The 22,716-nt window shown below is 69.4% G+C and carries 21 protein-coding genes; 20 read left to right on the plus strand and 1 reads right to left on the minus strand.

Features of this window, described 5'->3' with window-relative positions; all coding sequences use genetic code 11:
• Nucleotides 1–62 precede the first annotated feature (62 nt).
• From QN141_06925 to QN141_06955, 7 genes are all read left to right on the plus strand, one after another.
• A complete protein-coding gene (locus tag QN141_06925) occupies nucleotides 63–2,165 on the plus strand; it encodes an O-antigen ligase family protein (protein MDR7558204.1) in 2,103 nt (700 codons plus the stop codon).
• A complete protein-coding gene (locus QN141_06930) occupies nucleotides 2,155–3,444 on the plus strand; it encodes a flippase (GenBank protein ID MDR7558205.1) in 1,290 nt (429 codons plus the stop codon). Before QN141_06925 ends, QN141_06930 begins: the two co-directional genes overlap by 11 nt.
• Nucleotides 3,441–4,175, plus strand: coding sequence for a methyltransferase domain-containing protein (locus QN141_06935; protein ID MDR7558206.1), 735 nt, complete (start codon nucleotides 3,441–3,443; stop codon nucleotides 4,173–4,175). Before QN141_06930 ends, QN141_06935 begins: the two co-directional genes overlap by 4 nt.
• 4 nt (nucleotides 4,176–4,179) lie before the next feature.
• On the plus strand, nucleotides 4,180–5,286 hold the full coding sequence (locus tag QN141_06940; GenBank protein MDR7558207.1) for a glycosyltransferase: 1,107 nt from the start codon (nucleotides 4,180–4,182) through the stop codon (nucleotides 5,284–5,286).
• Complete coding sequence (locus QN141_06945) at nucleotides 5,283–6,107, plus strand: glycosyltransferase (GenBank protein MDR7558208.1); 825 nt, start codon at nucleotides 5,283–5,285, stop codon at nucleotides 6,105–6,107. The genes QN141_06940 and QN141_06945 overlap by 4 nt, the downstream gene beginning before the upstream one ends.
• 2 nt (nucleotides 6,108–6,109) lie before the next feature.
• Nucleotides 6,110–7,120, plus strand: a complete 1,011-nt coding sequence (locus QN141_06950; protein ID MDR7558209.1) for a glycosyltransferase family 1 protein — start codon at nucleotides 6,110–6,112, stop codon at nucleotides 7,118–7,120.
• A gap of 118 nt (nucleotides 7,121–7,238) precedes the next feature.
• On the plus strand, nucleotides 7,239–8,651 hold the full coding sequence (locus QN141_06955) for a sugar transferase (protein ID MDR7558210.1): 1,413 nt from the start codon (nucleotides 7,239–7,241) through the stop codon (nucleotides 8,649–8,651).
• Nucleotides 8,652–8,661: 10 nt separating this feature from the next.
• Here QN141_06955 and QN141_06960 read toward each other — a convergent pair whose 3' ends face one another.
• A complete protein-coding gene (locus tag QN141_06960; protein MDR7558211.1) occupies nucleotides 8,662–9,018 on the minus strand; it encodes a retroviral-like aspartic protease family protein in 357 nt (118 codons plus the stop codon).
• A gap of 99 nt (nucleotides 9,019–9,117) precedes the next feature.
• On the opposite strand from QN141_06960, the gene QN141_06965 reads away from it, so the two are divergent.
• From QN141_06965 to QN141_07025, 13 genes are all read left to right on the plus strand, one after another.
• Nucleotides 9,118–10,269 (plus strand): glycosyltransferase, encoded by a 1,152-nt coding sequence (locus QN141_06965; GenBank protein MDR7558212.1) that lies wholly within the window; start codon nucleotides 9,118–9,120, stop codon nucleotides 10,267–10,269.
• Complete coding sequence (locus QN141_06970) at nucleotides 10,248–11,183, plus strand: MoxR family ATPase (GenBank protein ID MDR7558213.1); 936 nt, start codon at nucleotides 10,248–10,250, stop codon at nucleotides 11,181–11,183. The genes QN141_06965 and QN141_06970 overlap by 22 nt, the downstream gene beginning before the upstream one ends.
• A 3-nt stretch (nucleotides 11,184–11,186) precedes the next feature.
• Entirely contained in the window at nucleotides 11,187–12,278 is a 1,092-nt protein-coding gene (locus tag QN141_06975; GenBank protein ID MDR7558214.1) for a DUF58 domain-containing protein, read from the plus strand.
• On the plus strand, nucleotides 12,263–14,332 hold the full coding sequence (locus tag QN141_06980; protein MDR7558215.1) for a transglutaminaseTgpA domain-containing protein: 2,070 nt from the start codon (nucleotides 12,263–12,265) through the stop codon (nucleotides 14,330–14,332). The genes QN141_06975 and QN141_06980 overlap by 16 nt, the downstream gene beginning before the upstream one ends.
• Entirely contained in the window at nucleotides 14,329–15,087 is a 759-nt protein-coding gene (locus tag QN141_06985) for a prepilin peptidase (GenBank protein ID MDR7558216.1), read from the plus strand. The genes QN141_06980 and QN141_06985 overlap by 4 nt, the downstream gene beginning before the upstream one ends.
• A gap of 127 nt (nucleotides 15,088–15,214) precedes the next feature.
• On the plus strand, nucleotides 15,215–15,754 hold the full coding sequence (locus tag QN141_06990; GenBank protein ID MDR7558217.1) for a prepilin-type N-terminal cleavage/methylation domain-containing protein: 540 nt from the start codon (nucleotides 15,215–15,217) through the stop codon (nucleotides 15,752–15,754).
• The gene (locus QN141_06995; GenBank protein ID MDR7558218.1) at nucleotides 15,751–16,425 is read left to right on the plus strand and encodes a hypothetical protein; all 675 of its coding nucleotides are present in this window, start codon (nucleotides 15,751–15,753) and stop codon (nucleotides 16,423–16,425) included. The genes QN141_06990 and QN141_06995 overlap by 4 nt, the downstream gene beginning before the upstream one ends.
• 6 nt (nucleotides 16,426–16,431) lie before the next feature.
• Nucleotides 16,432–17,937 (plus strand): hypothetical protein, encoded by a 1,506-nt coding sequence (locus QN141_07000; GenBank protein MDR7558219.1) that lies wholly within the window; start codon nucleotides 16,432–16,434, stop codon nucleotides 17,935–17,937.
• A gap of 83 nt (nucleotides 17,938–18,020) precedes the next feature.
• Nucleotides 18,021–19,109 (plus strand): type IV pilus assembly protein PilM, encoded by a 1,089-nt coding sequence (gene pilM / locus QN141_07005; GenBank protein ID MDR7558220.1) that lies wholly within the window; start codon nucleotides 18,021–18,023, stop codon nucleotides 19,107–19,109.
• On the plus strand, nucleotides 19,106–19,666 hold the full coding sequence (locus tag QN141_07010; GenBank protein ID MDR7558221.1) for a PilN domain-containing protein: 561 nt from the start codon (nucleotides 19,106–19,108) through the stop codon (nucleotides 19,664–19,666). Before pilM ends, QN141_07010 begins: the two co-directional genes overlap by 4 nt.
• Nucleotides 19,663–20,301: a type 4a pilus biogenesis protein PilO gene (gene pilO / locus QN141_07015; protein ID MDR7558222.1), complete on the plus strand. Its 639-nt coding sequence runs from the start codon at nucleotides 19,663–19,665 to the stop codon at nucleotides 20,299–20,301. Before QN141_07010 ends, pilO begins: the two co-directional genes overlap by 4 nt.
• The gene (locus tag QN141_07020) at nucleotides 20,302–20,949 is read left to right on the plus strand and encodes a hypothetical protein (GenBank protein MDR7558223.1); all 648 of its coding nucleotides are present in this window, start codon (nucleotides 20,302–20,304) and stop codon (nucleotides 20,947–20,949) included.
• Nucleotides 20,950–22,704: a secretin N-terminal domain-containing protein gene (locus QN141_07025; GenBank protein MDR7558224.1), complete on the plus strand. Its 1,755-nt coding sequence runs from the start codon at nucleotides 20,950–20,952 to the stop codon at nucleotides 22,702–22,704. It abuts the gene before it with no gap.
• Nucleotides 22,705–22,716 lie beyond the last annotated feature (12 nt).

Here is a 22,716-nt window from a genome sequence, read left to right on the forward strand (position 1 = left end):
CATATACGGAGCAGGGGTACAGGATGACAGGGCTCGGGCAACCGGCAGTCAAGATGCCGCCCATGGCCGACAACCTTACTACCCGCGTCGTCCCCGGGTGGCGCACGCGACAGTTCTCCGCGCGACTGGCCGCGCCGTGGTGGCTTGGTTCGGTCGTGACAGTTGCCGTTCTGTTCAGGCTGGCGATCGGCGACGGCGGCCGGGAGCCCTTCGGTCTGGCGATGGCGCAGATCACGGTCCTCCTGCTGCTGGCCCTTCTGGTGTGGACCGGACGGGCGCGCCTGAGTCCCGCCGCCTGGAGCGGCCTCTTCATGCTCGCCGTTATGGCGGTCACGTCGCCGACGTCGGTCCGTCCCGAGGCCAGTGTGCGCCAGATCCTCCTCTGGGCAATGTACATTGGCATCGCGGTCACCACGGGCTCCACCCTGCTCACCCCTCAAGCCGCGCGTCGGGCGACCGACGCCCTCGTCGCCATCGCCGGCGCGCTCGTCCTCTACGGGCTGTTCATCTTCTGGGGTGCCGGCGATCCCCGGATGCGCTGGTACGCCACGTTCTACTGGCCCAACCCCTTCGCGGGGTTCCTGCTGCTGGTGGTTCCAGTCGAACTCCTGCGATGTCTGCGGGCGCGGGCCGCACGTGAGGCCCTGGCGCATGGAACGATGGCCGCGCTGCTCCTGGTCGCGCTGCTGTTCACGTATTCTCGCGGGGCCTGGCTGAGCCTGGCCGCGGTCCTCCCGGTGGTGGGGATCGTTCTCCGGCCTTCGTCGTGGTGGCAGGCTGCGCGCCGCCTGGCAGTGGTGGGCGCGGCGGTCGTTGCGGTCACGGTGGGTCTGGCGGGCGCAGCCGGCGCCCGCGCCACCGTCGCCGGCATCGCTGGGCGGGCATCGTCGACGGCGGATGTGGGCGACTACTCGATCCGGGGCAGGCTCCACTTCTGGCGGGCCGCCCTGGCGATCTTCCGGGATCACCCCGTCCTGGGGACGGGACCGGGGACCTTCGGCGCGGTACACGCGGCCTACCAGCGCGACTCCCGATACTACGCGCGTGACGCGCACAACTTCTACCTGCAGGCTGCGGCGGAGATGGGTATTCTTGGTTTCCTCTCCACGATCGCTGTGGTGGCAGGCATACTCCTGACGTGGCTCGGCAGTCTCGCCGTAACTCGGGGAACCGAGTCCTATGCCGTCGCTGTTGGGTTAGGGGTCGGCCTGATCGCGTTCTTCGCCCACAGCGCCGTGGACATGGACTGGATGTTCCCGGCCGCCCCGGCCGCAGCGTGGGCTTCGACGGGAATCCTCTCGGCGCTGGTCACCCGCGGTTCAGTCCCGACCTCCCGGCGCGTCAGACCCGGCGTCCTTGGGCTGAGGCTGGTCGTCGTGATCGGCCTTCTGCTGGCCGCGCTGGTCGCCCAGAGCATCTCCGTCGCCCACCGGAAGTTCGTGGACGGCCATTCCTTCGCCCGCCGTCATCAGTGGGACCGCGCCGTCCAGGCCTATCTGGCCGCGGCGCACTGGAACCCGCTGAACGCCGGCTACCACGCCGCCGCGGCGGTGGCTTTGATCCAGAGTGACCCCATCAATCCCGCGCCTGCCGAGACTCACCTCTGGCGGGCGATGGCCCTCGACTCCAGGAACGCCGCGCATCCTTTGGATCTGGCCCGCCTGATCCTGCAGAGCCACGGCGCAGAACGCAGGTACGCGGAGATAGAGGAACTCCTCCTGCGGTCGCTGTCACTGGATCCCGCGAACCGCCCGGATGCCTACCGTCTGCTGGCGTCCGTCTACCTCGCTCAGGGCCGGTCGGACGAGGCCGGGAAGGTCTATCGCCAAGCGGGTGAGCAGTACCTCGGCAAGGGGCTGTCCCAAGGCGTTCTGTATATGCTGCTCTGGCCGCAGGCGGCCTCGTTGCTCCAGGAGTGGGCGGTGTGGGAGGAGCGGCAGGGAGAGAGAGAGGTGGCAGAGACTGTCCTGCTACGGTTGTTGCAGGAGGATCCCGCAAGGCTTCCCGCCTATTTGCAGCTCTCGACGCTCTACCGCCGGATGGGCCGGAGGGGAGCTGCCGAGCGAGTCGTTCTGCAGGGGCTGACTATCGTGCCCTCAGGCGAAGATCTCTGGGGAGGGTGGCAGGCTCTGTCAGGGAGACAGGCTCATACCCATGAACGGTGACGCAGTTGCCGCCCCAAGTCCCCTGAAGACCATCGGTTCTGCGGCCGCGCTTCACAGGCGCGTCCTCGGCCACGCCGGAAGACTGCTTGCGGGGGATGCGGCGTCGCGCATTTTTTCGTTCGGGACGGCCGCGTACCTTGCACGCGTTGTTGGCGTAGAAGCTTTCGGACTGCTGACTTTCGCCCAGGTGCTCTTGGGGTATGTGGTGTTGGTCGCGGACTGGGGGCTGGGCACGTCGGGGGTACGCGAGATTGCCAGCACGCCATCGGATGCCCGCCGGATAGCCGTGGGAGTGACGGTCTTGCGGACCATCCTGGCCGTGGGCGTCACGGCGGTGGCGCTCCCCGCCGCATGGTTTGGGACATGGGACGATCGAACCAGGGCGGTTGTAGGGATGACGCTCCTCGCAGCTATCCCGCTGGCGGCGATTCCCGACTTCGCCTTCCGCGGCGCGGAACGAATGACGGAAGCGGCTTTCATTGTCGCGCTGCTTCCCGGACTGATACTACTTGGATCGGTACTCGTCGTTCACGGACCGAGAGATCTCCTCCTAGTTCCTGCGGTCCGGACCGGTGCCGCGATCTTGACGGCCACGATTAGTCTCGTACTGGTCACGCAGGCAGCGCGTATGCCCCAGCGAATGTGGAGGTGGTCTTGGCATCGAGAGTACGGCGCCGCGCGCACCAGGCTACGCGCCGGCAGTATCCTGTTCGCGACGAACCTGGCAGTGTTGGCACACTCGAGTCTCGACGTGCTCTTCGTCCGTGCGTTGCTGGGAGATCATGCCGTCGGCCTTTACAGTGCCGCTTATCGAGTCATTCAGCTGCCTATGGGGGCGTTCTATGCTTTGACTGCCGCCGCGTTGCCCGTGCTGGTCAGGTTTCGCGAGCATCGCGTAGCGGTGGGGCATTGGCTAGTCGGTACCGCCGTCGCGGCGGGCGCGGTCATCGCCCTTTTCATATGGGGGCTCCGCGTCCACATCATCCGTCTTATTTACGGCGATCCCTACCTTGACGCAGCCGGGGTACTGGGTATCCTCGCTGCCGCGGTATTGTTTGACTTCACTGTGGCCGTGAAAGGGACATCCTACATCGCGCGGGGCTGGGAGCGGTGGGCCCTGATTTGCGTGGGCATCGCGGTGGTCGTGAATGTTGCGGCCAACCTGATGCTGATACCGCGGCTGGGGTTGTCTGGTGCCGCTCTGTCCGCGATCATCTCATATGCGACGTTGCTCGGGAGCTATCTCGTGTGGCTCGACCGCAGGCTCGTCGCCAGATGAAAGCATACCGAGAACGGATTTACAGGCGTTACTTTTCCTCATCCTACGGCGAGGATAATCCGCTCCACGGGGCCGCGTACGAGGCCCGCCTGACCGCGTTGCGAGACCACCTACTGCGGTGGATTCCAGCGCACCGGGACTCCCGAATTGTTGACCTGGGGTGCGGGATCGGCTATGCGGTGGACATGCTTGCCCGCCAGGGGTACCGTCAGGTGGAAGGGATTGATGTGAGCGAGGAGCAGGTGGCGCTTGCCCAGGCGCGCGGGCTCCCGGTAAGAAAGGCGGATGCCTTCGACTTTTTAGCACCGCGTCGCGAGCAGTTCGACGCCATTTTGGCCCTCGATGTCATCGAGCATTTCGATCGGGACGAACTGCTACGATTCCTAGATCTCGTCGCGGCTGCCCTAAAGCCCGGCGGACGTGTCATTGTCAAAACACCCAATGCGAATGCACCGACCGCTGCGCGCGCCCGGTTCCGGGATCTTACCCATGAGCTCATCTTTACCGAGCACTCGCTGCGGACGGGATTCGCGGTCGCGGGCCTCCGCACGCTGTCCGTCTTTGGCGAACGAATTCGCCCAGCCACAACGGCCGGGCTGATCCGGTGGCTGCTTGGCAGTGTCACACGTCTCGCGTGGCGATTGCTCCTTATTGGGGAACTCGGCCGTGAGGCGCTACGGATTCCCGTGGAGTTCAATCTGATCGCTGTAGCGGAGAAACCTGACCGGTGAGTGTGTGATTCGGGTATTGTTTGTTCTCCCCAATCTCCAGGGTGGAGGGGCGGAGCGGGTTGCGCTGGATCTGGTCCGCCATCTTGACCGCCGAGACTTCCGTCCCTGTTTCTTTCTCCTCAAAGACGAGGGGCAGTTACGGGACAGTGTTCCTGATGATGTTCCGGTGCGCGCCGGGAATCCGCGACGCAGGCTGTGTGAGCAACTGCCGTGGCTGCTGAGCGCCATCATGGACGAAGCCCGGAGGAATGATGTGGTTGTGGGGGCCCTGGAGCTGGATGCCACTTTCGCGGCGTGTGCGGCAGCTCGAGTCGCACGGCGCCCCTTTGTGGCGTGGGTGCATACCGTTTTGGATCGGTTCCTAGAAGAAAAGGCCGGCCGTCTACGGGCGGTGGCGACAAGGCTCTTGTATCCAAGGTTTCCCGTGGTCGTTGTCCCGTCGGCCGCAGTAGGCGCCTCTTTGCGTCGACGCGCTCGCGTCTCCGAGGGACGCATTGTCGAGATTCCGAACCTTCTTGATCTGGATCGGGTGACAAGGCTTGCGGCCGAGCCCGTTGCGCTGGACCTAAATGACGCAGCAACAGTAGTGGCGGTCGGAAGACTCGACTTTCAGAAGGGATTCGACCTGCTGCTGGAGGCCCACGCGCGGCTTCGGCGCCGCGGCATAGAACATCGGCTTGTTATCGTTGGCGAAGGCCCGAACCGTCGGGACCTGGAGCTGAAGGCCGCAACGCTTGGAGTGGCAGACTCCGTAATCTTCCCGGGCTTCCTGAAAAACCCGTATCCGTTGATGCAAGCGGCCCGCGTCTTCGTCCTGTCATCACGCTTTGAGGGATTCGGGATGGCTTTGCTTGAGGCCCTGGCCCTGAGTGTCCCCGTTGTGTCCACCGATTGCGGGGCGGGACCCCGCGAGATCCTGGCAGATGGGCGTTTCGGGCGTCTGGTTCCCCCCGAGGATCCCGAGGCGCTGGCCAGGGCCATCGAAGAAGCGCTACGCGAAAATGCCGGCGATGAGGCCGCCCGAAGGAGCCGGATGCAGCGGGTTCTGGAGTTCGTCCCCGATCGCATTGTGCCGCGATGGGAAGCCCTCTTTCGGCAGCTCGTATCGTGAAGTTTTCTCTCATTCTTGCCACAGTCGAACGAACGAGAGAGGTTGCGCGGTTCCTCGCGTCGCTGGAGGGTCAAACCTATCCTCATTTCGAGGTGGTGGTCGTCGACCAGAACGACGACGATCGAGTTGATCGGCTCATTGCTTCACACGAGATGCACTATGCTATCAGGCGGCTTCGCGCCTCTCGGGGTCTATCGCGGGCACGCAACCAGGGCATTGCCGTGGCTACTGGAGATGTTCTGGCTTTCCCCGACGACGATTGCTGGTATCCTCCGGAGTTGTTGGTCCGTGTGGTCGGACATCTGGAGAGCGGAACATGGCAGGGCGTCGCTGGCCGTGCCGTGGATAGCGTTCACCGCCCGTCCGGCGGCATGAGGTGGGATCAGACTTCTGGCCTTCTTGCGCCCGGCAATGTCTGGCGTCGAGCCACCTCTTACACGATCTTTCTTCAGCGTGTGGTTGTGGAAAGGGTAGGGGGATTCGATGAGAGCCTGGGGATCGGGTCTGGCACTCGGTGGGGCTCCGGAGAGGAGACCGACTACCTCCTGCGCGCAATGGCCGCCGGCTTTCGCATCTTTTACGATCCGGCCCTCTACGTCTACCATGAGCAGCCGGTGCGCAACAGTGCAGCCCTTGGGTTCTCCTATGGGATGGGCATGGGACGAGTGCTACGGAAGCACCACTATCCTCCGTGGTTTGTCTTTCAGCAGGTCTCCCGCGCAGTCATTGGGGCCGTCGCAGCTGCTGCGGCAGGCCGCCGTGATGATGCTCGATTTCGTTGGGCGGTCGCCCGGGGGCGAGTGCTCGGCTGGCTGAGGTAGACATGGCCGCGACATCATCGGTTCTGGTCGACGCGAGGTGGCTGGGACCGCACGGCATCGGGCGCTTTGCCGCTGAACTGCTGGCTCGGTTCCCTCGTGTCGACCTTCTGCGGAATGGGTTGCGGCCGAACAACCCCGTAGACTCCCTCGTGCTGTCGTGGGTCCTCCGCCGACGGCGATCAGGAGTGTTCTTCAGTCCCGGATACAACTCTCCTTTGGACTCGCCTGTACCGTTTGTCTTCACCATTCATGATCTCATCCACATACGTTTCCCCGAGGAGATCACCGCGACGAAGAAGGCCTACTACTGGACCTTCGTGCGGCCCGCGGTGCGACGTGCGGCGTGCGTGCTCACCGTGTCGGAATTTTCGAGGCGAGAGATCCACGATTGGGCCGGAGACGATTCGGCGCGAGTGGTCGTTGTGCCACCGGCTGCATCGGCCGCGTTTACGCCAGAGGGCGAGCGTCGGGAGCCCGGCTATCCATATCTGCTCTACGTTGGCAATCGGAAGCCGCACAAGAATTTGAAACGCTGCTTTCAGGCCATCGCGCAGGCGTCCCTTCCGCATGAGATGAGGCTGGTGATGAGCGGAACGGCCGATGCTGTTACTGCAGCCGAAGCGCGGCGGGCTGGCATCGCGGAACGGTTGGTGTTTGCCGGATGGGTAGACGATGCCGGGCTGGCCACCTGGTACAGGGGCGCGGTAGCTCTCGTGATCCCTTCTCTTTATGAGGGCTTTGGGCTTCCAGCCCTTGAGGCCATGGCGTCGGGGACGGCGGTGGTGGCTTCCGGGACGACGGCGCTGCCGGAGGTCGTGGGCGACGCCGCGGTGATGGTTGATCCCTTCGATGTAAGCTCCATCGCGGCGGGCATCGAGCGCGTCGTCCACGACCCAGATCTGCGTGACGAGTTGAGGCGCCGCGGTTTGACGCGTGCCGCGCTGTTCGACTGGAATCGCACCGCCCGTCGCGTATGGGAGATCCTGTCGAGGGCAGGCGAGGAGAGTATCTGATCGGAACCGCGAGGCAATGACAAAGGCGACCTGGTAGACCGGAGCGCTACACTTCCAGAGTCGGTTCCCTCGACTATCTGCCCCTTCGGACGGGCATGCTCCCCAAAGGGAACCGGGGATGCTGACGGAGAGCCGGCGCAGACAACTGCGGGTGCTGCTGGCGGTCGTGCTCGACGCGGGGATGATCGTGGCCGCGTTCTCGCTGGCCTACCTGCTGCGGTTCCGCTGGGAGATCATCCCCGCCCTGGACGAGCCGCCGGCCGCGCCGTACTTCGTCGTGCTCACCCCCCTGCTGCCGACCTGGCTGCTGATCTTCGCCGCCTACGGGCTGTACCGGGAGCAGATCCAGCCATTCTTCGACGAGGCCCTCAAGGTGGCCAGCGCCGTGGCCATGGGGATGATGGTGCTGCTGGCCGGCTCCTTCTTCTACCGCGACTTCTCCTACTCTCGGCTGTGGATGCTGCTGGCGTGGGCCCTGAGCACCGGGCTGATGCTGGGCGCCCGCGGCACGCTGCGGGTGGGGCTGCGCGCCTTGCGCGCCCGCGGCATCGACGTCCGGCGGGTGCTGATCGTCGGGGCCGGACCGGAAGGGGTCGCGCTGGCCCGGGCCCTGCGCGAGCGTCCGGAGCTGGGCCAGCAGCCGGTGGCGTTCCTCGACGACCGCGCCCGATCCGAGGTCGCCGGGCTGCCGGTGGCCGGTTCTCCCGGGGAGGTGCTGCGGGCGGTGCGGCGGTTCGGGGCGCACCGGGTGGTGATCGCCCGGCCGCAGGAGGCGCGGGAGGAGACGATGCGGGTGGCCGCCCTGTGTCAGGAGGCGGGGGTGCCCTTCGCCATCGTGCCGGACCTGTATACCCTGGCCGCCACCGGCGCCGCGGTCGAGGTCGTCGGCCGCCTGCCGCTGCTGAGTCTGCAGGGCAGTCCGCTCGGGGGATGGGGGAAGCACCTCAAAGACGCTCTCGATGTCGTCGGCGCGCTGATCGGGCTGGTCCTGACGCTCCCCGTGTTCGTCCTCTGCGCCCTGGCCGTCGTCGTGGACAGCCCGGGACCGGTTTTCTACCGCCAGCGGCGCATCGGCAAGGGCGGGGTGCCCTTCACCGCCTGGAAGTTCCGCACGATGATCCGGGATGCGGAGGCCGTGCTGGCGCAGGACGAGCGGCTGCGGCGGCAATTTGAGCGCTCCTTCAAGCTGGTGGACGATCCGCGAGTGACGCGGGTGGGCCGCTTCCTGCGGCGGACCGGCCTGGACGAGCTGCCGCAGCTGCTCAACGTCCTGCGGGGCGAGATGAGCCTGGTCGGTCCGCGGCCGATCGTGGAGGAGGAACTGGCCAAGTACGGCCCCTGGGAGCGGCGCCTCCTGTGCGTCAAGCCGGGGCTGACGGGGCTGTGGCAGGTGCTCCGCCACGACGAGCCGGACTACGCCCAGCGCGTGCGGCTGGACATGTACTACATCGACCACTGGTCGCTGGGACTGGACCTGCAGATCCTGTTTCGCACCGTGCCGTCGGTCATCGCTGGCCGCGGCGCCTACTGATCGAACCCGCTCACAGCAGGTACAGGGTGGTGGGGACCAGCCGTTTGTTGACCGGGTCCGCGGTAAGCCCGAAGCCTTCCAGGGTGTAGGCGCCGAGCAGCGCCTGGGCGCCGTCCTCGCCTACGATGCACAGGGTCGCGCGCACCTTTCCGCCCAGGCGCACGTAGGCCTCGGCGATGCCTCGCCTGACGGTGCGCCCGCCGGCCAGCGTGAACTCGGCCTGCTCTGTGGCGCTGAGACCGACGCTGTCCAGAACCGAGCGCGGCACCTGGGTGTAGGATGCGCCCGTGTCCACCACCGCTTCGACGGGCCGGAACGGACCGGCGGGCGAAGGGCCGATCTCAATGACCTGCCTGAAGACCCCCATGCCGGACTCATTGTAACACCCCGCTGGGCGACTATCCGGCGGAGGCCAGGGGCAAGACAGCCAAGGGCAATGGGTCTCGTTCGCGAACAGGCTACGGTGGTGTCCGAGCCTTCCCGCGCCGTGTCGGATCCGGGACGCAGGGTGCAGGGGCTGCGCGTGGCCCTGGTCCACGACTGGCTGATCACCCTGGGGGGGTCCGACCGCGTCCTGCTGGCCCTCCACGAGGTGTTCCCCGACGCCCCCGTCTACACGTTCCTGGCCGATCCGGCCCGGCTGCCGGCACCCTTCGCTTGCCTTCCGGTGCGGACGTCCTGGCTGCAGCGCCTGCCCGGCGCCACCTCCCGCCACCGCTGGCTCGTGCCCCTGATGCCGCTGGCGGCGCGTACCTTCGACCTGCGGGGGGTGCAGGTCGTGCTGAGCAGCAGCCACGCCTGCGCCAAGGGCGTCCTGGTCCCGCCGAGGGCGGTGCACATCTGCTACTGCCACACACCGATGCGGTACGCCTGGGAGTTGAGAGGAACGTATCTGCAGGCGATGCCCCCGGTCATCCGCCCCCTCGCCGCGGCGGCGCTGGGCTGGCTACGCCGGTGGGATCACGCCACCTCGGCTCGGGTCCATCACTTTATTGCCAACTCCCGCCACGTCGCCGCGCGCATCCGGGCGCACTACGGCCGCGAAGCGACGGTGATCTATCCGCCGGTGGATACCGCGTTCTTCACGCCCGGGGAGAGGCGGACGGGCGAAGAATACTTCCTGACCGTCGGCCGGCTTGTGCCCTACAAGCGCATCGACCTCGCCGTGGAGGCGTTCACCCGGGCGCGCCGGCCCCTCGTCGTGGTGGGCGACGGCCCGGAGGCGCCGCGCCTGCGCGCGCTGGCCGGCCCCACGGTCCGGTTCGTCGGGGAGGTCTCCGACGACGTCCTCCGCGACTACTACCGCGGGTGCCGGGCCGTGGTCTTCCCCGGCGTCGAGGACTTCGGTCTTGTGCCGGTCGAGGCGCAGGCCTGCGGCCGGCCCGTCATCGCCTACGCCGAAGGCGGGGCGCTGGAGAGCGTGGTGGAGGGGGAGACCGGGCTGTTCTTCCGCCTGCCGACTCCCGAGGCGCTGTTCGGCGCCGTGCAGGCCTTCGAGCGCCGGCGCTTCGATCCCGGCGTGATCCGCCGGCACGCCGAGCGCTTTTCGGTCCCCCGATTTCAGGCGGAGATCGCTTCTTTCGTGGGGCAGGTCTGGTGGTCCACGTCGAGAGCCTGATCCGCAACCTGGAACGCGTCATCGTCGGCAAGCGAGCCGCCCTGGAGCTGGTGGCGGCCGCGCTGCTGGCCGGCGGGCACGTGCTGCTGCAGGACGTTCCCGGGGTGGGGAAGACGATGCTGGGCCGGGCGCTGGCCCGCTCCATCGGCGGGACCTTCCGACGGATTCAGGCCACCCCCGACCTGCTGCCGGCCGACATCACCGGGGGAATGGTCTACGACGCGTCGCGCGGCGAGTTCCGGTTCGTGGCCGGTCCGATCTTCGCCCACGTCGTCCTGGCGGATGAACTCAACCGGGCCACGCCGCGGACTCAGGCCGCCTTTCTGGAGGCGATGGACGAAGGCCACGTCACGATCGAAGGCACCGCGCACCCGCTGCCGCAGCCGTTCTTCCTGATCGCCACGTTGAACCCGCTGGAGCACCACGGCACCTACCCGTTGCCCGAAGGGCAGCTGGACCGGTTCCTGGTGGCGACGCAGCTGGGCTACCCCTCGCCGGCGGAGGAGGTGGAGGTTGTCGCCCGCCAGCAGCGCGGCCATCCCGTGGAGACCCTGCGCCCCGTGGTGGACCCCGCCGGCATCCTGCGCTGGCAGGCCGCGGTGCGCGAGGTCTTCGTGGACCGCATTCTCGTGGAGTACGCGGTCGAGATCGTCGCCGCCACGCGCACCCATCCGGACGTGGTGCTGGGGGCCAGCCCGCGGGCCTCGTTGGGCCTGATCCGGCTGGCGCAGGCGCGGGCGTATCTCCAGGACCGTCCCTTCGTCCTGCCGGACGACATCAAGGCGCTGGCCGTCCCCGTCCTGGCCCACCGCCTGCAGGTCCGCGGCGTTTCGGGAACGGCGGCCCGGGGAGTGGCCGCCGCGGCGGTCGAACAGGTCCTCCGTTCGGTCGCCGTTCCGGTGATCACGAGGTAGCCGATGCCGACCCGCGACGCCGCGGCCTACGCCGTCCTGACCCTGCTGTTGCTCTTCGTCGCCGTGAACCTGCAGGCGGGATGGGTCTACGCCGTCGACGCCCTGCTCATCGGGTTCGGCCTGGCCGGGTGGCTGAGCGCCGTCCTGGCTGTGCGGCCGCTGCCCGTGCGCCGCGCCCTCCCGGCGGAGGTGGGGGAGGGCGACCGCGTCATCGTCCAGCTGGCCGTCGGCCCGACGCGCCTGCCCCGCTTCTTGCTGCACCTGCGGGATGAGGTTCCGGGGCTGGATCCCGGCGAGGTGTTCCTGTCCCTCGTCCGCGGTCCGGTGAGCGCCGCCTACGAGACCGTGGCCAGGCGCCGGGGCATCCACCGCACGCGGAAGATCGAGCTGCGTTCTGTGGGCCTCACCGGGCTCTTCAGGGCCTCCGGACGGGCGGACTGCCCGGGAGTGATCACCGTCCTGCCGCGGTACGCCGTCCTCCGGCGCTTCCCCCTGCCGGGGCGGCGGGGGCTGGAGCTGCACCCATACTTGAAGCCGTCGCGGACGGGGATGGAGGTTGCGGGGGTACGGGAGTTCCGCGAGGGCGACGATCCGTCGCACATCCACTGGCGCAGCACGGCCCGGCGGGGGACGCTGGTGGTCCGCGAGTTCGAGCGGGACGTGGAGCCGGGGGCCGTGCTGGTGATCGACACCCGGCCGGCGGCCTGCGGGGCGGAGGGGTTCGAAGCGCTGGTGCGCGCCGCGGCCTCCGTCGCCCACCTCATCGGCCGCACAGGGCAGCCGGTGCGAATCCTGACCGACGGCCCCGACGGGCCGATCGCCGTGGGATGGACGGAGGCGCTGCGCTTTCTGGCCGCGGTGGAGCAACGCGGATCCCGGACGCCGGCCGAGCTGTGCGCGACGCTGCCTGCGGGGACGCCCGCAGTCGTCTTCACCGGCGACGCCGAGGCGGTGACGCCGCTGGCCGCCCGCGGCCATCCCCTGGTGGCGGTCCTGGCCGGCGCGCCCTCCGGCGGCCTGCTGCTGGCGGCGCTGGGCGTTCCGGTGCGGCTCCTGCGCGAGGGGGAGGAGGTGGGGACGTGCCTCGATTCCTGAGGCCGCCTCCACCGCCGGAAGACTCGGTCCTGGTCCGGACCCTGGTGCTGCTGGCCGTTCTCATCGCCGTGCTGGCGGTGGGGATCTTTGAGGAGTTTACCGTGCGCGCGGGTCTCTCCGCGGCGGCGATCACCGGAGGGTTTGCGACCAGCCACCTCCTCCGCCGGCGCCGGAGGCTGTGGCTGAAGGCGGCGATCACCGCCCTGGTGTTCGTCGCCGCGCGCGACTTCTTCTCGGCGCTGATCGCCAACCCCTACGATCCCCGCGTGGCGCTGGTGAACCTGTTCCTGTGGCTGCAGGCGCTGCACAGTTTCGACCTGCCGGCGCGCAAGGACCTGAAGTACTCGCTGGCCAGCGCGGTGGTGCTGGTTGCGGTAGCGGCGGTCTATGCCCGCGACGCCGCCTTCGGAGTGCTTCTGCTGCCCTTCGCCGCGGCCTCGAGCGCGGCCATGGTCTCGATGACGGTCCCGGCGGGCGCCCTGCACCCCGGCCACCTCGGTCGGGCCGCCATGGCCCTGGCGCTGGCCGCCCTCGTGGTGAGCGCCGTTCTGTTCGCGGCGATCCCGCGGGGCGCGGGACTCCGCGTGCGCTGGCTGCCCGTTTCGCCCCGGCTCTCTCTGCTGGCACGGCTGCAGGCGCGGATCATCAACCCCATGTATCCTGATCCCGGTGGAGCCGCCGACCCCACCCGCCCCCCTCCGGTGTTCAACCCGCAGGGATATGTGGGGTTCTCCTCGGCCGTCGACCTCCGTCTGCGCGGCGTGCTGGACGAGACGGTGGTGATGCGCGTCCGCAGCACGCGGCCGGCACTGTGGCGGGGGCTGGCTTTCGATGAGTACACGGGCGTCGGCTGGCGCATGGCCGACCAGACCGTGCAGGAGTTCATCTCCGAGGACCCGCGGATCGTGCCTCGGTTGACGGCCGACGAGCCGTGGCCCGCCGACAGCGAGCAGGTGATCCAGACCTTCTACGTCGAGGCGCCCCAGCCCAACGTCTTCTTCGCCGCCTACCGTCCCTTCGAGGTGTACGTGCCGACAGGGAGTGTGGGCGTGGACCGCTACGCCGGACTGCGCAGCCCCGCGGCGCTGGAGGAAGGGACCATCTACAGCGTGATCAGCCGCGTCCCGCGCCCGGCGCCGGGGCTGCTCCGGCGCCGCCGCGGCGACCTCCCGCCGGCGATCCGCGACCGGTACCTGCAGCTGCCGGCGGTGCCGGAGCGGGTGCGCGCGCTGGCGGCGGCGCTGACCGCAGCGCACGACACCGTCTACGACAAGACCGTCGCCGTCAACCGCTACCTGGTGCGCCACTACACCTACAATCTTCAGGCCCCGCCGCTGCCGCATGGGGCCGACGCGGTGGATTACTTCCTGTTCGAATCGAAACAGGGCGCCTGCGAGGCGTTTGCCAGCGCCATGACCGTCCTGCTGCGCGCGGCGGGGATCCCCGCGCGGCTGGTCACCGGGTACGCCACGGGCACCTACAACCTCTTCACCGGGTACTACGAGGTCCGCAACGCGGACGCCCACGCCTGGGTGGAGGTGTACCTGCCGGGCGCGGGATGGATCGAGTTCGAGCCGACGCCGGGCTTTCCAACGCCTGAGGAGGTGTCGGCCCGGACGGAAGGTCGGTGGCTGGCCCGGGACGCCGCGGTGTGGGCCGCTGCGGCGACGCAGCGGCTGCTGGCCGGGCTGCCCGGCCTGGCCCTCCGGCTGCCGCCATCGGGTGTCCTGCTCGGCGTGCTGGCAACGCTGGCGGTTTCCCTGGTCCTCTTCCGCTGGCGTGTCGGCGCCATCCGTCCCCGAGACGGGGTCAGGGCGGCCTACGCCGCGATGCTCCGGGCCCTGCGGCGGCGGGGCGTCGTGCGTCACCCTCACCTGACGCCGCGTGAACTCCTCGGGGCCGTCCCCTCCGGGGCACGGGACGCCGCGGGCGAGGTGACGGCCCTCTTCGAGCGCGTCGCCTACGGCGGCGCGGCCGTGACGGCCGACGACGCGCGCCGGGCGGCCGAGGCGCTCGCCCGGACCATTGCCGAGCTGCAGGGACGACGGCGGTGATCCCGACAATGATCCCGCATGGGTTCGCCGCGGTCCTGATCTTCGCGCTCGGCGCCGCCCTCGGCAGTTTCCTCAACGTGGTGATCTACCGTCTCCCGCGCCGCCGCTCGCTGGTCTCCCCGCGCTCGCAGTGTCCGTCCTGCGGGACGCCCATCGCGGCGCGGGACAACATCCCGCTGCTGAGCTTCCTGCTGCTGCGCGGGCGTTGCCGCTATTGCCGCCGGCCCATCGGCTGGCGCTATCCGCTCGTCGAGCTGCTCACCGCCGTGCTGCTGACCCTGCTGTGGTTGCGCGAAGGTCCCACGCTCCAGTTCGCCGCGGCGGCCGTCTTCGTGCTCCTGCTGATCCCCATCTTCTTCATCGATCTCGAGCACCGCATCGTGCCCAATGCCCTCAGTTATCCGGGGATCGTCCTCGGACTGCTGCTGGCCGTCCCGCAGGGCCGCTTTGCGGACGCGCTCTTCGCCGGCGCCGGCGCCGGCGCGGTGTTCCTGCTCATCGCCATCCTCAGCCGGGGGGGCATGGGCGGAGGAGACATCAAGTTGGCCGTGGTGATGGGAGCGTTCCTGGGATGGCCGGCGATCGCCTTCGCCCTCCTCGTAGCCTTCACCACCGGCGCTTTGGTTGGGGTGGTGCTCCTGGCCACGGGCCGGCGCGGACGGCGGGATCCCATCCCCTTCGGCCCCTTCCTGGCGCTGGGGGCGGTCGTCGCCTGGTTGACCGCCTCGACGGTCATCGCCTGGTATCTTCGCTGACGCATCCGGGTCAACTCTTCGTCCGGCCCTTGCCACCTCCGCGCGCTTCGTGCTAGTGGTGGGCTGCCCGCACGGCTTACGCAGTCTACGGCAACTGTGCGGAGTCTACCGCAATTGCGGGTGGGGCATGAACGGCCAGAAGACCGGCACGGCTTCCATGGCCTCCCGGGAGGCTTCAGCCGGCTTCACGTTGCTGGAGGTTCTGGTCGCAGTGGCCGTGCTCGCCCTGGTCCTGGTGGGAGTCGGGGGCCGGGGCGGAGCCCTGGACGGACTGCGCGGCGCACAGGGGGCCATCCGCGCTGCGCGCGATCACACCGCCGCCGCCAGCTACCTGCAGTCGCTGCAGGAGTTCATCGCCGCCCGCAGCGGACGCGTCGAGCCGGGCGCGTACTGCGTGGGACCGGGGTGCGGGACCGAGCGCGCGCTCCCGCCCGGGCTGGACGGGTATCCGCTGCCGCCGGCGACCTCTTCGCAGCTGGACTGGCAACGCCTGGAGATGGTGATCGAGCCGTGGGCGTGGGACGTCACAACCAATCGCTTTGTGCCGGCGCCATCCGGCCCGGACCGGCTGCGGGCGGCCGATGCGCTGTGGCGCGTGCGCTCGGCACTCGTGTGGCGGTCGGCCGGGGCGGAACGCAGCCTGGTGCTGGAACGGTTCGTCCGATGATCCGGCGGGCACGGCAGGGCGACGACGGGTTGACCGTCCTGGAGCTCCTCCTGGCGCTCGGGATCTTCGCCGCGGTCGCCGGACTGGCCGGCGCGGCGCTGATGGTGTCCGACCGGACGGAGCGCCGGGCGGCGCTTGCGGCGGACGCCCAGCAGAATGCCCGCCTGGCTTTGGATCGACTGATTCGCGAACTGCGCGAGTCCACCCCCGGCCGGGTCCGTTGGGGCGGGAGGGCAGGGGCGATGTGGGTGCTGTTCGCCTCGGCGCGGCCGGCGGCCGATCCCTCGGTGTTCTGCGTGCATGCCCGCCGGTCGTCTGCGCCGGCGGAGGCCTCTACCCCCGACTGCTTCACCTTTCCCGGCGGGGATCTGGCCGAGCCGGCCCTGGGTACCTACGCGCCGGTCTGGCAACGCTATGTCGGGTATTTCGTCGCCACCACGGCGGAAGGGCCGGTGCTGCGCCGCGTCGTCGGACCGCTCGCCCGGCCGGAGGCGGTGCCCGACCCGGCGGTGCTGGTGGGCGGTGAGACCGTGGCCGAAGGGGTGGAGGCGTTCGACGTCGCCGTCGCCGGCCGCTTCTTCACCGCCGCGGTGCGGCTCGCGGGCCCCGGCCCGGCGCCGCCGCTCGTGCCGGAATTCCGGTTGCTCGGCGCGGGCGTAATCCGGAACTGAACGTCGATGCGTGTCCGGACGGACCTGGAGACCGGTGCGGTGCTCATCGGCGTCCTGATGGCCTCGATCCTGGTCGTCGTCCTGGCCCTCTCCGCCCTGACGGTGGCCGCCGGCGAGGTGCTGATGGCGGGCCTCCAGCGGGATGGGGTCCGGGCCCTGGAGCAGGCCCAGGCCGGGGTGGAGGAGGCCCTGCGACGAATGGAACGAGGTTACCCGTTCGTCCAGGGCTTTTCGGGGTCCCTCTCGAACAGTACGTCGGTTTCGGTCGCGCGCCTCGTCACGGGGGCCGGTGCGGCGTACCAGGAGATCCGGGTACGCGCCGATGCCGGCCGCGCCGCGCGCCGGGTGCACGCGATCGTGCTGCAGCGGAGTACCGCGGTGCTGCCGGACACCGTGGTGGCCGGCAGCATCCTGGTGGACGAGAACGGGCGGCTCGGCTGCGGCGATATCTATGCGCACACCTACATCCGGCAGAACCGTCCCCCCATGACCGGATGTGACGGGGCGGACCTCACTTCGGCCTTCCTGTACGCCGGCTGGCGGATCGACGACGGATTCGTCGCCTGCACCAGCCACGCCGACTGCGTCCGGCAGGGGCGGCCCACCTGGTATCCGGGCCAGCGCCGCGGCGTGTGGGCGGCCAGCCCTTTGGGCCGGGAGATCATCGCCCAGACCCTGCGGTGCCTGCCGGGAGAAGGCGGCCTCCCGGGGGAGATCGTCTCCGGAACCCTCGCCGACGGGACGGCGTATGAGGGCCCGGCGTTCGGCTTCGACACGGATGATCCCGACGGCGCGGGATCCGTCCCGCCACAGGCCGTGCGCGAGGGGCTGCCCTGCGGTCTGCCCTACAAGATCGTCCCGGAGACGTTCCTCGACGACCGGGGCAACGTCGTCACCCGGCTGTTCAAGACGATCGTCTACGAGCAGTGGCTGGACACCTACTGGCGGTTCGATCCGGACACCCTGAGCACGGTCAAGCGCCGCGGGGGAGCGTGCTCACCGGAGCAGGGGCCGTGCCTGCCCGGGGAAGGCGAGCCGGATCTGGCGAACCATCCGCAGTTCGGTGCCGTGCCGCCGGTCCCGGAGGTCGCCTCGCTGACGGCGAATGTCGATCGGCGCCTGCGGGGCGGGGGCAGGATCGCCGGCGGAGACTTCGGCTGCCTGCATCCCCCGATGCGGGGAGATGCCCACTGTCTCGGCGTCCCCGCGGATGCGTCGCGCCCGCTGGCCGTGTCGCTCGAAGAGGGCTCCTACGTGCTGGACGGCACCCTGCGCGGCCACGGGACGCTGGTCGCCAGCGCGCCCCTGCAGCTGACCGGCGATGTGGTGTACTGGGGCGCAGTCGTCGCTTCCCGGGGCATAACTCTGGAGGGGCGCGCGGCCCTGTGGGGGGCCGTGGCCACGGACGGTCTCCTGCAGGTCCGGGGAGCCGCCGCCCTGGCCGCCTCCAGCGTGCCCAATGTCCCGCTGGGGCCGGCCGTCGTCGTCATCAGGAGCTGGTGGGAGCGCTAACACCGGGCGATCGCGGGCAGAGGATGTAGATAGGGCCCGGGAAGAGGATACCGGGAGACAACCGGAAGACAGGAGAGGGCGCCATGGGGTTCTTCGGGCCGAAGTCCTACGTGGGAGTGGACATCGGGAGCCGGGCGATCAAGGTTGTGGAGCTGGCCCCCGCCGGCCAGCGCTACCGCCTGTTGCACGCCGGGATGGGCGAGACGCCGGCCGGCACGGTGAAGGAGCGGGAGGTGGTGGACCCTCAGGCCCTGGGGGTCGCGATCCGTCAGGTCCTCTCCTCCGCCGGGGTGAAGGCCGGTCGCGTGGTCTCGGCCGTCGGGGGGCAGGCGGTGATCGTCCGGGAGCTGAAACTGCCGCCGATGAGCGCCGACGAGCTGCGCCAGGCGGCGCGCTACGAAGCCGAGCGGTACATCCCCTACGCGCTGCGCGAGGTCAACATGGACTTCGATGTCATCGGCGAGACGGTGGAGGACAACCAGAAGAAGGTGGTGATCCTCCTCGTCGCGGCGCGCCAGGAGATCGTGGACAAGCACGTCGAGGCCCTGGCCGCGGCGGGGCTGCAGCCCTTCGTCCTGGACGTCGAGTCTTTTGCCGTCATGCGCGCCCTCAACCCCCGCACCGACGGCGACGGGGCCGAGGCGGTGGTCGTCGTGGACCTGGGCGCCGAGACCACCGACATCATCATCATGGAGGGCGGGCAGCTGCGTCTGACCCGCAACCTCAGCATCGGCGGCGACAGCCTGACCAAGGCCATCGCCGCCCGCCTGGACATGGAGTTCAAGACTGCCGAGCAATTGAAGGAAGAAAAAGGCGCCGTGCTGCTCGAGGGCGAACCTATGCCCGACGATCGGACGGTGATGGCCCTGCACGATGCGATGCTTCCCATCCTGGGGGACCTGGCCACGGAGATCCGGCGGTCGATGGACTACTTCCAGACCCGGTGGCGTGAGAGTCGGGTCCGGCGGGTGGTGCTCAGCGGCGGGACGGCGCGGCTGACCAACCTCGACCGCTTCCTGTCCCTGGAGCTGGGCGTGGAGACCGTCGTGGGCGACCCCTTCGCTCAGTGTGAGATCCCCGGGCACGTCCTGCCCGGAGACGCCCGCCGGCAGATGGCTCCGGCCCTGGCCACGGCGGTGGGGCTGGCCATGAGAGGAGCGGCCGAGCGATGATCCGAATCAACCTCCTCCCGCGAGAGCGGGTCCAGCGACGGCCCCTGGGCACCCCCGTCCTGTTCGTGATAGTTCTCGCCGTGCTGCTGCCGATCGCCATCGGGGCGAGTCTGTGGATGGAGGCGAGGAACAAGGCGGTGGAGCGACAGGTGGCCGAGGTGAACCGGCAGATCGACGCGCTCCGGGACCAGGTGCGACGGGTCGAGGAGCTGCGCCGGCAGGTCGAGCAGGCCCGCCGGAAGAGCGATCTCCTGAAAAGCCTGGAAGCCGCGCGCGTCCCCTGGGACATGATCCTGGAGGAGCTGCGCGCCGTCCTGCCCCAGGACGTCTGGCTGACTCAGATCGAGATGCAGGAAGCCGGGGCCATGACCTTCAACGGCTACGGGCTGTCCTACACCTCCGTGGCGCGGTTCATGGTCAGCCTGGAGGGCAGCGAGCTGTTCCGGAACATCGACATGCTCAGCAGCCAGACCCAGATGGTCGGCGGCCGGCAGGTGGTGAGCTTTTCGCTGACCGGACAGTTCGTCCAGGTGCGGAAGGAGGCGAACGTCCGATGAGCCGCCGCGAGCGCATGTTGCTGATCGTCGGACTGGTCGTGGTGGTCTTGCTCGGTTTCTACTACTACGGCTATCTGCCGCGTCAGGCCAGGTATCGTGAGCTGCGGGCGCAGCTGACCGACCGGCAGACCCAGTTGAGCCGCATGGAAGCCATGGTCCGGGACGCTCCGCGGCTGGAGCAGGAGTATGCCGGCCTCCAGGCGACCATCGCGCGGCTGGAAGCGCTGCTGCCGTCGGACAAGGAGACGGCGGTGCTCCTGGTCCAGCTGGAGCAGACGACGCGCAGCCTGGGGATCACCCTGCAGGCGGTGCGGCCGTCGGCGCTGGAAGGGCCGAGAGCGCAGGCCCCGCCTGGGGCGCCCCCGTCGGGCCGGCCCGCCCCCGGCGCGCCGCCGGCCGCAGGACAGCCGGCGCCCGGGACGCCGGCACCTGCTCCGGCGATCGAGTACCGTCGCTATCCCATCCAGCTGTCGATCAACGCCAGCTATGCGGAGCTGCTGCGGCTGATGACGGCGTTTCAGGAGTTCCCGCGGCTGATCGTCGTGCGCAAGATCGGCGTCACGCCCCGCCAGGTGCCGGACCTGACGGCCTCCCTCGACATCGAAACCTACGTGCTGCCCAAGGAGGCGCGCTGAATGGGCCGGATCCGGGAGTTCTTGAGGAGAAATCCGATCGCCGGATGGGCGCTCGGCCTCGTCCTGATCGCGGGGGCCGGGTACCTGCTGGCCTCCAGGCTCTTCCAATCCGCCCCGCCCGCGGCGGTGGCGCCCCCGCCGCCGGCGCCGAGGGCGACGGCGCCCGAACCGGCCGCTCCACCCTCGGCGGCTCCCGCGCCGGCGCCACCTCCGGCCGCGGCGCCGCCGTCGGTGGCGCCGCCGGAGGCGACCAGGGTCCCGCCGGGCCCGGTCGGGAGATCGGATCCCTTCGTCCCGCTGGTGCGGTCGGGTCCTCCGAGCGCGCCGCCTCCGCCCCCGCCGCCTCCTCCGCCACCTGTCCAGCTGCCGCCGCCGGCGTTTCCCGAGCCGGGCGGCCCGCTTCCTCCCCCGCTGCCCGGACAACCTGCGCCGGGGCCCGAGGCCGGGATGGCCGTCCGCGGCCTGGTCGCCGACGGTGCCGTCACCGGGGGGGCGGTGGCCGTGGTGGTCATCGGCGGGAAGTCGGAGGTCGTCGCCGCCGGCGACGAGATTGGCGATTTGCGAGTTGTGCGCGTGGACCCGGTCCGCCGTCTGGTCACGTTTCTCAGGGCCGGCAGACGCTTCGACGTCCGCATGGGAGGTGAATAGATGCGTCGCCTTCTTCCCAGCATCATCCTGACTGCGCTGCTGGCGCTCCCCTCACTGGGCACCGGCCCAGCCCTGGCGGCACCGAAGCGCATCACCCAAGTGACGGTGAAGGACTTCGGGAGCCGGATCGTGGTCGGCATCGTCTCCACCGGCCAGATCCTGTTCCACATCACCGAAGTGCCGTCCCCTCCGCCGCCGCGCGTGGCCATCGACATCCTGGATGCGGTTGCCGATGAGGCGATTCGTCGGACGACGGTGGTGAACAAGGGGAACGTCCTGCGGGTGCGTGTCGGCCAGTTCGAGGATTCGCCGGCGATCGCGCGGGTGGTGGTGGACCTGGTGCGTCCGGTTGCGGTGGACATCCAGCGACCCGCGCCCCACATCCTCTCCGTGGGCGTCCCGCAGGTGCCGGTGACCGAGGGGCAGGCGCGCGCCGCCGCCGCCGCCCCCGTGCCCGTGAGGCCGGCCCAGGCGGCTCCGCCCCTTCCGCCGCAGACGGCGGCGCCGCAGACCGCGCCGCTGACGCCGGCCTCGGCGGCCGTCCCGCCGCCCTTCACCGCCGCGCCCGGGACGGGCGTCGTCCGGACGGCCCAGGCGACGGGGCAGGCAACGGGACAGGCGACGGGACAGGTCCCGGGGGGGACCATCCGCCTGCTGGAGTTTCGCGGGGTGGCCCTCAGCGACGTGCTGAGCGCGCTGGCCCGGTTGTGTGGATTCAACCTGGTCACCGACGGATCGGTGCAGGGCTCGATCACGCTCCGTCTGGTGGATGTGACCTGCGAAGACGCCCTGCGCTTCATTCTGGAAGCCAACAACCTGGCCTTCCGGAGGCTGGGCAAGAACATCATCATCAGTTCGGCGGAGCGCCTGGCGCCGCCGCCGGAAGCCCCGGAGACGATCGCCTACCGCCTGGAGTTCGGCGATCCCAACCAGATCCGGGCCGCGGTGGCCGCCGTGGTCCCGGGCGTGCGCGTGGCGGTGGATCCGCGCACCAACTCCCTGCTGATCACCGGCACACCGGCCCAGCACCAGGAGGTGGTGCGGGTGCTGGGCACCCTCGACGTGCGCATCAACCAGGTCGTGATCCAGGTGCACGCCATCGAGGTGAGCACCAGCGTGCTGAAAGACCTGGGCCTGCTGTCTCCTCCCGATCCGTCGACTACCGTCGGATCGCTCGGCGGCTGGATCCTGGACAGCGCCCAGAACCGGATCACCTTCGCCCTCTCCGACAACCCGCTGCTGCAGTTCCGGCTCCGGGCGCTGATCACCGAGGGCAAGGCGAGCATTCTCAGCGCTCCGCGGATCGCCACGCTCGACGGGAACAAGGCGTCCATCCTGCTCGGCGACCGCGTGCCGATCTTCACGGTGACGACCCAGGCCGGCGTGACCACGACGACCGTGACCTTCGTGGACGTCGGCGTCAAGATGGAGGTCACGCCCCGCGTGAACAACGAAGGCCTGGTGACCCTGGCCATCCGGCCGGAGGTCAGTTCCGTGGCGGAGATCATCACCGGCCCCGGTGGGCAGCAGGCGCCCCGGGTGGCCACGCGTTCGGCGGAGACCACCCTGACCGTCTCCTCCGGCCAGACCATCGTGCTGGGCGGGCTCATCAGCCGGGAGGAGCGGGCGACGATGGTCCGGGTCCCCCTGCTCGGGGACATTCCCATCATCGGCGAACTGTTCCGCTTCCGGAGCGTGGACCGGCGTGAGAGCGAGGTGATCTTCCTCATCTCGCCCACAGTGATCAAGCAGTGAGGGGGAGGTGCG

This window comes from Armatimonadota bacterium (assembly GCA_031459765.1).
Classification (GTDB): domain Bacteria; phylum Sysuimicrobiota; class Sysuimicrobiia; order Sysuimicrobiales; family Kaftiobacteriaceae; genus Kaftiobacterium; species Kaftiobacterium secundum.